The organism is Nocardioides sp. CCNWLW239 (assembly GCF_037137035.1).
GTDB lineage: Bacteria > Actinomycetota > Actinomycetes > Propionibacteriales > Nocardioidaceae > Nocardioides.
This window is the reverse complement of the sequence record NZ_JBBBNW010000002.1, coordinates 170,380-183,234: the sequence shown is the minus strand read 5'-3', so window position 1 is coordinate 183,234 and position 12,855 is coordinate 170,380. Positions and strand designations below refer to the sequence as shown.

At 70.5% G+C, this 12,855-nt stretch carries 12 protein-coding genes; 8 read left to right on the top strand and 4 right to left on the bottom strand.

Going from position 1 to position 12,855, the window contains the following annotated elements:
• The first annotated feature begins 4 nt into the window (after positions 1 to 4).
• From fgd to WBG06_RS06825, 3 genes are all read left to right on the top strand, one after another.
• Positions 5 to 1,009 (top strand): glucose-6-phosphate dehydrogenase (coenzyme-F420), encoded by a 1,005-nt coding sequence (gene fgd, locus WBG06_RS06835; RefSeq protein WP_336735839.1) that lies wholly within the window; start codon positions 5 to 7, stop codon positions 1,007 to 1,009.
• Between the two features lie 179 nt (positions 1,010 to 1,188).
• The gene (locus tag WBG06_RS06830; RefSeq protein ID WP_336735838.1) at positions 1,189 to 2,163 is read left to right on the top strand and encodes an RNA polymerase subunit sigma-70; all 975 of its coding nucleotides are present in this window, start codon (positions 1,189 to 1,191) and stop codon (positions 2,161 to 2,163) included.
• A gap of 96 nt (positions 2,164 to 2,259) precedes the next feature.
• Positions 2,260 to 3,042, top strand: coding sequence for an SDR family NAD(P)-dependent oxidoreductase (locus WBG06_RS06825; protein WP_336735837.1), 783 nt, complete (start codon positions 2,260 to 2,262; stop codon positions 3,040 to 3,042).
• A gap of 89 nt (positions 3,043 to 3,131) precedes the next feature.
• On the opposite strand, the gene WBG06_RS06820 is transcribed toward WBG06_RS06825, so the two are convergent.
• Positions 3,132 to 4,868 (bottom strand): ABC transporter ATP-binding protein, encoded by a 1,737-nt coding sequence (locus WBG06_RS06820; RefSeq protein ID WP_336735836.1) that lies wholly within the window; start codon positions 4,866 to 4,868, stop codon positions 3,132 to 3,134.
• On the bottom strand, positions 4,865 to 6,610 hold the full coding sequence (locus tag WBG06_RS06815; protein WP_336735835.1) for an ABC transporter ATP-binding protein: 1,746 nt from the start codon (positions 6,608 to 6,610) through the stop codon (positions 4,865 to 4,867). The genes WBG06_RS06820 and WBG06_RS06815 overlap by 4 nt, the downstream gene beginning before the upstream one ends.
• 81 nt (positions 6,611 to 6,691) lie before the next feature.
• Between WBG06_RS06815 and WBG06_RS06810 the strand changes: the two genes are divergently transcribed.
• The 3 genes from WBG06_RS06810 to WBG06_RS06800 all read left to right on the top strand — a co-directional run bounded on the left by WBG06_RS06810 (position 6,692) and on the right by WBG06_RS06800 (position 9,141).
• Positions 6,692 to 7,417, top strand: a complete 726-nt coding sequence (locus tag WBG06_RS06810) for an acyltransferase (RefSeq protein WP_336735834.1) — start codon at positions 6,692 to 6,694, stop codon at positions 7,415 to 7,417.
• A gap of 204 nt (positions 7,418 to 7,621) precedes the next feature.
• Positions 7,622 to 8,500: a glycerophosphodiester phosphodiesterase family protein gene (locus tag WBG06_RS06805; RefSeq protein WP_336735833.1), complete on the top strand. Its 879-nt coding sequence runs from the start codon at positions 7,622 to 7,624 to the stop codon at positions 8,498 to 8,500.
• A gap of 29 nt (positions 8,501 to 8,529) precedes the next feature.
• Positions 8,530 to 9,141: a TetR/AcrR family transcriptional regulator gene (locus WBG06_RS06800; RefSeq protein ID WP_336735832.1), complete on the top strand. Its 612-nt coding sequence runs from the start codon at positions 8,530 to 8,532 to the stop codon at positions 9,139 to 9,141.
• Between the two features lie 8 nt (positions 9,142 to 9,149).
• Here WBG06_RS06800 and WBG06_RS06795 read toward each other — a convergent pair whose 3' ends face one another.
• Positions 9,150 to 9,401, bottom strand: coding sequence for a hypothetical protein (locus WBG06_RS06795; protein ID WP_336735831.1), 252 nt, complete (start codon positions 9,399 to 9,401; stop codon positions 9,150 to 9,152).
• Complete coding sequence (locus WBG06_RS06790; RefSeq protein ID WP_336735830.1) at positions 9,398 to 10,753, bottom strand: PspC domain-containing protein; 1,356 nt, start codon at positions 10,751 to 10,753, stop codon at positions 9,398 to 9,400. Before WBG06_RS06790 ends, WBG06_RS06795 begins: the two co-directional genes overlap by 4 nt.
• A gap of 123 nt (positions 10,754 to 10,876) precedes the next feature.
• On the opposite strand from WBG06_RS06790, the gene WBG06_RS06785 reads away from it, so the two are divergent.
• Together WBG06_RS06785 and WBG06_RS06780 are read left to right on the top strand one after the other, a co-directional pair.
• Positions 10,877 to 12,214: an ATP-binding protein gene (locus WBG06_RS06785; RefSeq protein WP_336735829.1), complete on the top strand. Its 1,338-nt coding sequence runs from the start codon at positions 10,877 to 10,879 to the stop codon at positions 12,212 to 12,214.
• Positions 12,207 to 12,854, top strand: coding sequence for a LuxR C-terminal-related transcriptional regulator (locus tag WBG06_RS06780; RefSeq protein ID WP_008364072.1), 648 nt, complete (start codon positions 12,207 to 12,209; stop codon positions 12,852 to 12,854). The genes WBG06_RS06785 and WBG06_RS06780 overlap by 8 nt, the downstream gene beginning before the upstream one ends.
• Position 12,855 lies beyond the last annotated feature (1 nt).

Sequence of the window (12,855 nt, the reverse complement as noted above, 5' to 3'; positions counted from 1 at the left end):
CCGTGTGACGGAGATCAGGTTCGGATACAAGGCGTCCAACGAGCAGTTCGCACCCACGGAGCTGCTGAACTACGGCGTGATGGCGGAGGAGCAGGGTTTCGACTCGGTCTTCATCTCCGACCATCTCCAGCCGTGGCGGCACGACGGTGGGCACGCGCCGTTCGCGATGACCTGGCTGGGCGCGCTCGGCGCGCGCACGGAGCGGATCACGATGGGCACCTCGGTGCTCACCCCGACGTTCCGCTACCACCCGGCGATCGTGGCGCAGTCCTTCGCGACCCTCGGCTCGCTCTTCCCCGGCCGGGTCGTGCTCGGGATGGGCACCGGCGAGGCGATGAACGAGGCGCCGCTGGGCGTGGAGTGGCCCGAGGGCAAGGTGCGCTTCGCCCGGTTCCGCGAGGCCGTGCGTGTGATCAAGAAGCTCTGGACCGAGGACCGGGTCACCTTCGAGGGCGACTACTACCAGCTCGACCGGGCGACCATCTACGACAAGCCCGAGATCCCGGTCCCGATCTACCTGGCCGGCTCCGGCCCGGCCGCCACGAAGTACGCCGGCCGCGCCGGCGACGGCTACATCACCACCTCCGGCAAGGGCGCCGAGCTCTACACCGAGACGCTGCTCCCGGCCGTTCGCACCGGCATCGAGCTCTCCGAGCGCAAGCCGGAGGACGTCGACATGATGATCGAGGTCAAGGTCTCCTTCGACCACTCGCTGGAGGACGCCATGGAGGCCACCCGCTTCTGGGGCGCCCTCGGTCTGACCCCCGAGCAGAAGCACTCCGTCGAGGACCCGGTCGAGATGCAGCGTCTCGCCGACGCGCTGCCGACCGAGGCGACCGCCAAGCGGTTCATCGTCTCCACCGACCCCGACGAGCATGTCGCCCGGATCAAGGAATACCTCGACATGGGCTTCACCCACCTGGTCTTCCACGCACCGGGCCCGGACCAGGCGAAGTTCCTCAAGCTGTACGGCGAGGAGATCCTGCCCAAGCTGCGCGCCCTGGTCTGAGCAGTCCGGGAGACCCAGGGCCCCGGCCGGGAGATCATTTCACTCGACAGCGGCCGGGACCCTGGGAGGACCGTCCCACATACGCGATACGTCGTGCTGGCGGGTTGTGTTGCACCCCGCCTCCGGTGGTCGAGCTTGTCGGGACCCCGCCTGAGGAGCAGCCACTACGCTCACCCGCTATGAGCGTGATTGCCGACCTGTTCGTCGAGGCCGCCGAGAAGCACCGGCGTGAGCTGAGAGTGCACTGCTACCGGATGGTGGCGAGCTTCGACGAGGCCGAGGATCTCGTGCAGGAGACCCTGATCAAGGCGTGGGAGCGGCGCGACCAGTTGACCGACCCCGAGGCGATGCGCGCGTGGCTCTACCGGATCGCGACCAACACCTGCCTCGACTTCCTGCGCCGCAACGAGCGGCGCCCGAGGACGTACGCACCGCTGCCGGGCTTCGACCACGGCACCGGTGAGCCTCCGGAGCTGCTGGAGTGGCTCCAGCCGTTCCCGGACGCCCTGCTCGAGCCGGAGCGCCCGGAGGAGGAGGCGGTCGCGCGCGAGACGATCGAGCTGGTCTTCCTCACCGCGATCCAGCACCTGACCCCGCAGCAGCGTGCGGTGTTCGTCTTCCGCGAGGTGCTCGGCTGGTCGGCTGCCGACACCGCGGCCGCGCTCTCGGTCAGTGTCGCCACGGTCAACTCGCTGCTCCAGCGGGCTAAGCCCGCCCTGCGCCGTCATCTGCCGGAGGACCGGTCGGCCTGGCGCACCGAGGGGCCGACCGAGGAGGAGCGCAAGGTCGTCGACGCCTACATCGCGGCCGGGGCGAGCAACTGGCGCGAGGGCATCGCCGAGCTCCTGACCAGCGACGCCGTGCTGACCATGCCGCCGAACCCGTTCTGGTTCACCACCCGCCAGTCGCTGATGGACTTCGTGATGCCCAGTCTGGACCCGTCCTCACCGACCTACTTCGGCGAATGGCGCTTCCTTCCCGCGAGTGCGAACCGGATGCCCGCCGTCGCCGGCTACGTACGCCGCCCGGGGACCACGATCTACCGGCCGCAGGTGCTCGACGTGCTCCGGGTGGTCGACGGCCGGGTCGCCCAGATCACCACGTTCGAGCCGCATCTCTTCCCGGCCTTCGGCCTCCCGCAGGCACTCACCTGAAAAAAGTTTCGCCTCACCCGATGAGTGGATGAGGCGGCGTACGTCCTACGGGCAGATCACGCACACCAGGTGCGTGAGAACAGCTCAGGAGACACCATGAATGCACAGCTTCAGGACCGCACCGCCATCGTCTGGGGCGGCGCGGGCGACATCGGTTCGACCACCGCGAAGGCCTTCGCCGACGCGGGCGCCACGGTCTACCTGGCCGGTCGCACCGAGGCCACGCTCGCGGCCAAGGCCGCAGAGGTCGGCGCCGCTGGCTACGGGGTGGTCGACATCCTCGACGAGGACGCCGTGGTCGCCTTCGTGGAGCGGGTCGTCGCCGAGACCGGCTCGCTCGACATCTCGTTCAACGTCGCCGACCGGGGTGACATCCAGGGGCAGACGCTGCTGGAGATCTCGGCCGCCGACTACACCCAGCCGGTCGTACGTGGCATCACCGGCTCCTTCCACACCGCCCGGGCGTCCGCCCGGCAGATGGTCGCGCAGGGTCGTGGGGTGGTCCTCGCTCTCGACTCGGGCTCCGCCCGCGGCTCGGCGCCGGGCATGGGCGGCACCAGCGCCGCCGACGGTGCCCTCGACGCCCTGGTCCGGGATCTGGCTGCGGAGGTCGGGCCCTCCGGCGTACGCGTCGTGGGGATCTGGACCGCCGGGATCACCGAGACCTTCACCCCGGAGAAGTTCGAGCGGGTCGTCGGGACGCGGCTCCCGGAGGAGGCGCTCGACGGGATCCGGGCGAACCTCGACGACATGCGGATGACCAAGCGCTCGCCGCGGCTGAAGGAGGTCGCCGACACCGCGACCTTCCTCGCCTCCGACGGCGCCGGCGCGATCACCGGCACCTGGCTCAACGTGAGCAGCGGGATGTTTCCCGGCTGAGCCGGGGTAGTCCGGGAGCGAGCTGCCTATTACTGGCCGGTAAATGGGCAGTTCGCTCCCGGACTACCCTGACCTGACCGTCCAACCGGTCAGGTGCGCCAGGAGTCCCAGAGCTTCGCGTAGGACCCGCCGGCGGCGACGAGCTCGTCGTGGGGCCCGAACTCGCTGATCCGGCCGTCCTCGACCACGGCGACGCGGTCGGCGTCGTGCGCGGAGAAGAGTCGGTGGGCGATCGCGATGACCGTACGTCCCTCCAGCACCGCGGCCAGGGACCGCTCCAGGTGCCGGGCCGCGCGCGGGTCGATCAGGGACGTGGCCTCGTCCAGCACCAGGGTGTGCGGATCGGCGAGGACGAGCCTGGCCAGGGCGATCTGCTGGGCCTGGGGCGCGGTCAGGGCACGACCTCCGGAGCCGACCTCGGTGTCCAGGCCGTCCGGGAGCGCGACGACCCACTCGCGGGCGTCCACCGCGGCGAGTGCCTCGAGCACCTCCGCGTCGGCGGCTCCGGGGCGTGCCAGGACCAGGTTGTCGCGCACGGTACCCGCGAAGACGTGGTGCTCCTGGGTGACCAGCGCGACGTGGCCGCGCAGCTCGTCGAGCGGAAGGTCGACCAGCGGCACGTCGCCGACCGTCACGGCTCCCGAGCCCGGCGGATGGATGCCCGCGAGCAGCCGGCCGAGCGTCGACTTGCCGGCGCCGGAGGGCCCGACCATGGCCACCCGCTCACCGACGCCGATGTCCATCGAGATCCCGTGGAGGACGTCGCGGCCCTCGACGTACGAGAACCTCACCTCGGTGGCCTCGATCTTCTCGTCGGCGGGTTCGGCACCGGTCGCGACGCGGTCGTCGGGGACGTGCGCGACACCGAGCAGCCGAGCCAGCGAGGTGTTGCCCATCTGCAGCTCGTCGAGGATGGAGACGATCCGGTTGACCGGGTCGATCAGCATCTGGACGTACAAGGTCGCGGCGGTGACGTCGCCGAGGGAGCACACCCCCTGGGTGTAGAGCCAGCCGCCGAACAGCAGCGTGGCGACCGTGGGGACGAGGTAGGAGATCTCCATCGCCGGGAAGAAGACCGTACGGAGGAACAGCGTGTAGCGCTCGGCACGGAACGAGGTCGCGATGTCGGCGTCGGCCGCCTCGATCCGAGCGCGCTGGAGACCGAGCGCCTCGACCGTACGCGACCCCTCGGCGGTCTCGGTGAGGGTCGAGTTGATCTGCGAGTAGGTCGCCGACTCGCGGAGGTAGCCGCCCTTGGCGCGGCGCAGGTACCAGCGCAGGCCGATCACGAGCGCCGGCACACCGAGCAGGCACGGGAGCGCGACCCACCAGCCGACGGTGAGGGCCGCGGCGAGCGTCGCGATCGCGGTCAGGCAGGCGATCGTCCATTCCGGCAGCGCGTAGCGGATCGACCAGTTGAGCTGGTCGACGTCGCGGCCGGTGCGGGTCAGCAGGTCGCCGGAGCCGGCGTCCTCGACGGTGCCCAGCGGCAGCGCCAGGGTGTTGTCGACGAACTCCTCGCGCAGCTCGGCCAGCACCTGCTCGCCCAGGACCTGAGAGAGGAACCGGGCGTAGCGGGTGAGCAGCACCTGGACCACGAGGAACCCGGCCAGCAGTGCGAGCAACAGATCGACGTGTCCGGTCGTCGTGCCGGTCTCGACCGACTCGACCAGGTCGCCGATCAGCCGTGGCGGGGCCAGCGCGGCGCCCGCGGCGAGCAGGTGCAGGCCCAGCGCGCCCCAGAGCATCCGCGGATGGCGGCGGGCGAGGGTGGCGACGTAGGCGCGGACGTCCTTGTCGGTCGCCACCGGGAGCGCGGTCGTCACGTCGTGACCTCTTCCTGTACGTATTCCTGTACGTCTCGGACGACCACCCGGCGGTAGCCGGGGAAACTGGTCATCAGCTCGTGGTGGCTGCCGGTGGCGGCGACCTTCCCGTCCTCGATGAAGACGACGACGTCGGCAGCGTCGAGCAGCAGCGGGCTGGTGGTGGTGACCACGGTCGTACGCCCGGCGCGGTGCGCCCGCAGCCGGGAGGCGATCCGGGCCTCGGTGTGCGCGTCGACCGCCGAGGTCGGCTCGACCAGGATCAGGATCTCGGGGTCGACGGTGAGCACCCGGGCCAGCGTCAGCCGCTGGCGCTGACCGCCGGAGAAGCTCCGTCCGCGCTCGCTCACCTGGGACCGGTAGCGGTCGGGAAGTGCCTCCAGGATGTCCTCGGCCGAGGCTGTGCGGACGGCTGCCTCGGTGATCGTGCTGCCGGCCAGGCCGGTGACGTCGAGGACCTCGCCCAACGGGCCCGAGAAGAGCTGGGTGCTGGTGTCGGAGACGATGATCCGGCGGCGTACGTCCTCCAGGGGGAGGTCGTGCAGAGCGACGCCGCCGAGCGTGACCGAGCGGTCCGTCGGGTCGTCGGGCGTCATCCGGCCGAGCCGGTCGGCGAGGCGCGAGGTGTCGTCGGGCTGCTCGGAGACCAGCGCGGTCAGCCGCCCGGGTTCGATGCGCAGTCCCGAGACGTCGTCGCGCAGCTCGGACCCGCCCGGAGGCATCGGGATCGGGGAGTCGATCGAGGCGTTGTCGGGGTCGAGCGCGAGCACCTTGATGATCCGCTTCGCCGAGACTCGCGCGCGGATGAGCTTGTTGGCGTACTCCACCACGGTCCGCAGCGGCAGCATCAGGAACGCCGCGTAGCCGTAGAACGCGACCAGCTGTCCCGCGGTGATCTCGCCGGCGACCGCCATCCGCGCGCCGAGCCAGACGACGGCGACGACGAACAGCCCCGGCAGCAGGATCTGCATCGCGTCGAGCACGGACTGCAACCTCGCGACGCGGACCCCGGCGTGGCGTACGTCCTGCGACTGCCTCCGGTAGCGCGCCCCGAATACCTCCTCGCCGCCGATCCCACGCAGCACCCGCAGCCCGCCCACGATGTCGGAGGCGGTGTTGGACAGCTCGCCCATCAGGTGTCGCTGGTCGGCCGAGACCTTCTGCAGCGGCGAGAGCAGCGGACCGACCATGAGGACGACAAGAGGTACGCCGACCAGCACCACCAGACCGAGCGTGACCGAGGTCTGCAGCAGGACGACGGCGACGACGACGAAGGAGACCACCGCGCCGGCGAAGCGAGCGGAGACGTCCATGACCTGACCGATGTGGGACAGGTCGGAGGTGCCGATCGCGGCGACCTCGCCGGTCGAGACCTTGCGGGGGAGCGATGCGCCGAGGCGTACGGACTGGCGGGTCACCAACTGCACGACCCGGTAGGCCGCGGTCAGCCAGTTGGTCACCGCGAACCGGTGGCGCACGATGCCGGCGACCGCCTGCACGAGCCCGACGCCGAGCAGCGCGGCTGCGTAGGCGGCGAGCGTGGGGACGTCCTTGGTCGCCACGCCCTCGTCGATCGCCCGCCCGATGACCAGCGGCATCACGGCCTGGGCGCTCATCCAGACGACGCCGAAGAACATCCCGCCGAGCAGGGTGTGCCACTGCCCTCGTGCCATCCACCACAGGAAGCTGCCCGCAGACCGGTGGTCGGCGACCCCGGGATGATCGAGAGGGAGTCGGCGCACCTGGTCGATTATCAGCATCGATCGGCATGGTTGCGAATGGTTTTTCCGGTCGCCGGATCTGCGCGGGTTATGGTTCGCGGCATGTCTTGGACCAGGGGTGAGCCGCTCACCGACGTACATCGGGAGCGGCTCATCGCCGCGGGGCTCGAGCCGGAGGTGCTCACCGGGCTCGAGCTGAGCGAGATCACCGGTCCGCTCCCGGAGTGGTGGCACGAGGGCGGCAACGCGCTCTACCTCCGCGACGGCTTCCCGCTCGATCCACGGCTGATCGAGCTGCTCGGCTTCTACCCGTTCTCGGACGCGCTGATCGTGGTCGCCACCGACATCACCTCGATGCAGGCGCTGCTGGTCGGCGGTGACTCGCCGACCATCTTCATCGGCCCGGACACGAGCATGGTCTGGGGCGAGATCTACTGCGGCGGCGGCTCCTCGGTGGTCCTCACCGGCGGACTCGTCGCCACCTCGCGCGTCCAGATCGACGCCCGCAACGGCGGCTCCATCGTCGCTGCCCGCGACCAGCTCTGGGCCGCCAACGTCTACGTCGCCACCGACGACATGCACCGGCTCGAGGACGCCTCGACAGGGCAACGGATCAACCCCTACGGCGCGCACATCCGGTTCGGCGAGCACGTCTGGCTCGGTCGCGACGCCATCGTCACCGGCCACGCCGAGATCGGCGACGGCGCGGTCGTCGGCATGCGCGCGATGGTCCGCAACCAGAAGGTCGAGCCGGGTACGGCGGTGGCCGGTGTGCCGGCTCGGCTGATCCGGGAGAACGTCGTCTGGTCCGGGGACGACACGCCGTAGGTCGCGCCGGGGCGGAGGCGGATGCTCGTCTAGGTATGTAGCCGAGCATCCACATCCCACGTGGAGTTCCGCGAGGGAAGCGACGGTTCGTCTGCATACCTAGACGAACATCCACCCGGCCGCCACCCGAACCGCCCGCCGCTCGTCACCTCCCATTCACGCCGCACCCACCGCGGTGTCGCCGCTGCCACGCACGCTGGCGTCATGGCACCGGCCCACCGTCCTCTTGTGATCGGCCATCGTGGAGCGCCCGGTTATCTTCCGGAGCACTCTTTGGAGTCCTATCGCCTGGCGTTGCGCCAAGGCGTCGACGCGCTCGAGACCGACGTCGTGATGACCAAGGACGGGGTGATGGTGCTCCGGCACGAGAACGAGCTCAGCCGCACCACGGACGTGGCCTCGCACGAGGAGTTCGCGGACCGGCGTACGACCAAGGTCGTCAGCGGCAAGAAGTGGACCGGCTGGTTCACGGAGGACTTCACCTTTCCCGAACTGTTGACCCTCGGGGCTCCGACGACGAGCCAGCCGATCATCACCCTCGACACCCTGCTGCTGCTCGTCGCCGACGAGTCGCAGCGTCGCGGGCGGCGGGTGGGCCTGCACGTGGAGGTCAAGCACCCGACGTACTTCGCCTCGATCGGCCTCCCCGTCACGGAGACCCTCCTGCGGACCCTGGCCGACCACGGCGTCGACGCCTGGAACAGACTGCCGGGGCTGCCCACGCAACGGGTGTGGCTGCAGAGCTTCGACGAGGCCTGGGTGCGCGAGTTGAGCACCCGCACCGACCTGGCGCTGGTGCAGCTCGTCGACAAGAAGTGGGGCGCGGTCGACTGCGCCGAGATCGCGACGTATGCCCAGGCCATCGGCCCCAAGAAGTCGATGGTCCGCAAGAAGGGGCAGCCGCCGACCGGCCTGGCGGACGAGGCCCACCGGCACGGCTTGAAGGTCTTCGTCTGGACCCTGAAAGCGGGTCGTGACCAGGCGAATCGCCTCTTCGAGGCGGGCGTCGACGGGGTGTTCGCGGACTACCCGAACCGGCCGATCGCGGCGTTGGCCGAGATCACACCGGCACGTACGGCCTGAGGCGGGCGCCCCGACGTAGGGTGTGGGGCATGCCGCCCCTCAACGCAGACCGCGCGGTCCTGATGGCCGCTCGCGACGTGCTGCTCAGGGATCCGCGCGCGACCATGGCCGCGGTCGCCGAGGAGGCCGGGATGGGCGTGGCGGGGCTCTACCGGCGCTATGCCAACAAGCAGGCGCTGCTGCGGGCGGTCGCTGCCGACAACTACCGCCGCTACATCGCATTCGCGGAGGCGGCGCTGAGTGACACCGAGGACCCCTGGCACGCGTTCACGGACTTTCTGCGCCAGGTGCTCGACGACGGGCTCCCGCGGCTCACCCTCGCGCTGCGCGGCGAGGTCGACGTCGATCAGGGCCTACGTGACCTGGACAGACTGGCGATCGACACCACCAACCGGCTCCTGCGGGGCGCACGCGGCAGCGGCATCCTCCGCCCCGACGTGACCCGTGCCGACATCACTCTTCTCCTCGAGCAGATCGGTCGCATCGACGTAGGAGACGACGTACGCAGCGCCGCCCTGCGCCGGCGCTACCTGGCCCTCTTCTGCGACGGGCTGCGCGCCGAGGCGGCCCGCCGACGACTGCCCGGACCGCCGCCCCAGGAAGGCGAGCTGCTCGGGCGGTGGAGCGTGACGACGTCCTAGGGGGCGCGTCAGCTCTTTCGGAGCAGCGCGGCGAGCAGGCCGATGGAGCCGCCGACGATCCAGGGGAGCGGGAGGAGCCAGCGGAGGTCCTCGACGCTGTGGATGGCCACGGTGTCCGTCTCGATCAGAGCCCAGACGACGACGAAGACGAGGAAGGCGAGCCCCATGACGAGGTGGCCGATGTTGACCGGGTGCTTGCCGGTGCGCTGGGGCGGCTGAGCCTGGTCCTCGAAGCGTGGCGGGCCGTAGTCATAGCTCACGGGGTGCTCCTCTCGGGTGTCTCGACGAAGCGTGCGGCTCGGGGGTCGCTCTCCTGGTAGACGTTGATCGCACCGAGATCGGCCGATGCGGTCAGCTCGAGGTCGGCGTCGTCGGCGATGCCCGGCTTGCTGCCGGTCTCACCGGCGACGTGGGTGCGCTCCAGGCTGAACCCGCCGGCCTCGCTGCGGGTCTCGTCGAAGACCTGCGCCTCGCCCAGGGCGTCGATCGTGGCCTCCACCGTCACGGTGGCGTCGTCGGGGACGATCACGGTGATCTCGCCGAACGAGCTGCTGATGTCGAGATCGCGGCCGGCGAACGTCTTCGGGTCGATGGCGCTCAGATCCAGGACGATCGCGCCGGCGTCGATCTCGTAGGAGCTCTCCAGGTCCGCGACGCTCTGCGGGCGGGACTCGATGCTGCTGCCGGTATCGATGTCCGCGAGGTCGATCATGGTGAGCGGCAGCGCGGCCAGGGCCAGCAGCCCGAGGAAGATCAGCCCGCCGGCCCGTCCCCAGAAGGCACCGAGCACCAGGAAGCCACCGAAGACGGCCAGCAGCGCGGCCGGATAGGCACTGGTCGGAACGGGCGCCCAGTCCGCGACATCGACGAGACCGAGGACTCCCATCACCAGGGCGGCGACCGCGACGGCACGACCGAACAGCAGCGGCGGTCGCCGGCGGGCGGCCTGCGGCACCGGCATCGTGGGGTCGTACGAGCCAGGTGGCCACGGAGCCGGGAGGTAGCTCGTCCGTGCGGGAGGAGCGTCCAGGCGAGCGGTCGCCGGAGCTGTGGTCGAAGTGGTCGATGCGGTCGATGCGGTCGAGGTGGTCGACGGGCCCGACGTGGATGTCATCGGCGATGGCTGCCCGCTGCGCCTGCCGCTGAGCTTGCCGCGGTTGGCGTACCAGATCGCGACGACCGCGAGCACCGCAAGCCAGAACCAGGGCACGCTGGTGTCGCCGAACGCGTCACCGAGCAGGGAGATCGACGCGATGCCACCGGCGATCCAGAGGAGGAGGTTACGCGCCGGCGGCCCGACGGGGATCATCCCGTCCTCGGCGCCCTCCTCGGGCGCGAGCACCCAGGCCGCGACGTACACGATCCCACCGGCTCCCCCGAAGAACACCGCGACCACCAGCAGCACCCGCACCAGGAGCGGATCGATGTCGAGATGGCGCGCGATCCCACCCGCGACACCGGCGATGTGCCGTCCCTCCGGGGAGGCATGGGTCGTACGCCGCAGGTTGCTGAGATTGCGCAGCTGCTCGCCATTCGGGCGGGTGCGCGGCTCGGAAACAGGCGGTGGCGGCTCCGGGGTGGGAGGCAGCGGCGCCTCGGGCGGGATCGTCACACCCCTACTCTGACCCCTCGTGACCCTGCACACCATCAGGGACGGCCCTGAGTTCTCGTCGAGCCAGGATCAGGGTGAATCCTCATGGTCAGCGCCCGTGGGAGGTGTGACGATGGTGTCATCATGACGACTACCCCTGCGACAGCGGAGCTGCCGCCACCGCCCCCGGAGCCGACGGGGCCCGTTGCTGCGGGCTCCGCTTCAGCAGTACGCCGCGCCTACCGCGACACCGACGCGTCGGTGATCGGCGGTGTGGCCGCCGGTCTGGCCGACCACCTCGGTCTGCCGGTGCTGGCCGTGCGCGCGTTCTTCGTGGTGACCGCCGTGTTCAGCGGCTTCGGCGTGGTGCTCTACGCCGCGCTGTGGATCTTCATCCCCGCCGCGCCCCTCCTCGAGCAGTCCACCCCGGGCGGCGAGAGCGCCACCCGCGGGGGCCGCCGCCCGTCGGCCCGGCCGGCCGGGGTCGACAAGGGGCCGGCGATCGCGCTGCTCGCCCTCGGCTTCGGCGCGGTGGTCATCTTCGACACGATGCTCGGTGCCGGTGCGCTGATCTGGCCGGCGATGCTCGGCGTCGCCGGGGTCGCGCTGCTGTGGCGCCAGGCCGACGCCGCCCAGCGGGAGCGCTGGATCGACGGCACCGGGCGCCTCGACCTGGTGCGGATGGTCTTCGGCAAGGGCGGCTGGCAGGCGTACGTCCGGGTCGGTGTCGGCGTCGGGCTGATGCTCTTCGCGGTGATCCTGGCCGGCGGCCAGCTCGACCTCGGCAACGCCACCGCGCTGATCATCGCCGGGCTGATCGTGCTCGGCGCGGGCTTCCTCGTCGCCGGTCCGTGGGTACGCCAGCTCGCCAGCGACCTCGGCAGCGAGCGCGAGGAGCGGATCCGGTCCCAGGAGCGTGCCGACATGGCTGCCCACCTGCACGACTCCGTCCTGCAGACCCTCGCCCTGATCCAGCGCAACTCCGGCGATCCGGCGATGGTGCAGAAGCTCGCCCGCGCCCAGGAGCGCGACCTGCGGGAGTGGCTCTTCTCGACCCCGACCGATGCCGACGAGACGTTCGCCGCCGCGCTGAAGGCGGCCGCCGCGGAGGTCGAGGACGCCCACGGTGTGACCGTCGACGTGGTGGTGGTCGGCGACGGTCCCTTCGACGAGACCGTACGTCCCATCGTCGCGGCCACCCGCGAGGCCGTCACCAACGCCGCCAAGCACGCGGGCACCGGCCGGGTCGATGTCTACGCGGAGGCGACCGAGGAGGCCTTCGAGGTCTTCGTCCGTGACCGCGGCGCCGGCTTCGTCCTCGACGAGGTCTCCGCGGACCGGCACGGCGTACGCGACAGCATCATCGACCGGATGTCGCGCCACGGCGGCAGCGCTGTGGTGAGATCGTCTCCTGGTGAGGGCACGGAGGTGCGGCTGAAGCAGCCGCGGACTCCCGAGAACGGAAAGAGGAACGATGAGTGAGGTCAAGGTCGTCATCGTCGACGACCACGCGATGTTCCGCACCGGCGTACGCGCCGAGCTGAGCCGGTCGCCGGTCATCCGGATCGTCGGGGAGGCCGAGGACGTCGACACCGCGGTCAAGGCGATCGCCGAGGGCAAGCCCGACGTGGTGCTCCTCGACGTGCACCTCCCCGGCGGGGGCGGTGTCGAGGTGATGCGCAAGGCACCGGCTGTCGACGGGTCCCCGCGCTACCTCGCGCTCTCGGTCTCCGACGCCGCCGAGGACGTCATCGGCACCATCCGTGGCGGCGCCCGCGGTTACGTCACCAAGACCATCACTGGCTCCGAGCTGGTCGCCGCGATCCAGCGGGTCTCCGGGGGAGACGCGGTCTTCTCGCCACGCCTGGCGGGTTTCGTGCTCGACGCCTTCGCGGGCACGATCGCGATCGCCGACATCGACGAGGACCTCGACCGTCTGACCGAACGAGAGCGCGAGGTGATGCGCCTCATCGCCCGCGGCTACTCCTACAAGGAGGTCGCCGGCGAGCTGTTCATCTCGATCAAGACGGTCGAGACCCACATGTCCAACGTGCTGCGCAAGCTGCAGCTGTCGAGCCGTCACGAGCTCACCCGCTGGGCCAACGACCGCCGCCTGCTCTAGC

Bases quoted from the DNA above. Each gene is read 5' to 3' on its own strand.
- WBG06_RS06830 (WP_336735838.1), top strand. From the start codon at position 1,189: ATGAGCGTGATTGCCGACCTGTTCGTCGAGGCCGCCGAGAAGCACCGG.
- WBG06_RS06825 (WP_336735837.1), top strand. From the start codon at position 2,260: ATGAATGCACAGCTTCAGGACCGCACCGCCATCGTCTGGGGCGGCGCG.
- WBG06_RS06810 (WP_336735834.1), top strand. From the start codon at position 6,692: ATGTCTTGGACCAGGGGTGAGCCGCTCACCGACGTACATCGGGAGCGG.
- WBG06_RS06805 (WP_336735833.1), top strand. From the start codon at position 7,622: ATGGCACCGGCCCACCGTCCTCTTGTGATCGGCCATCGTGGAGCGCCC.
- WBG06_RS06800 (WP_336735832.1), top strand. From the start codon at position 8,530: ATGCCGCCCCTCAACGCAGACCGCGCGGTCCTGATGGCCGCTCGCGAC.
- WBG06_RS06785 (WP_336735829.1), top strand. From the start codon at position 10,877: ATGACGACTACCCCTGCGACAGCGGAGCTGCCGCCACCGCCCCCGGAG.
- WBG06_RS06780 (WP_008364072.1), top strand. From the start codon at position 12,207: ATGAGTGAGGTCAAGGTCGTCATCGTCGACGACCACGCGATGTTCCGC.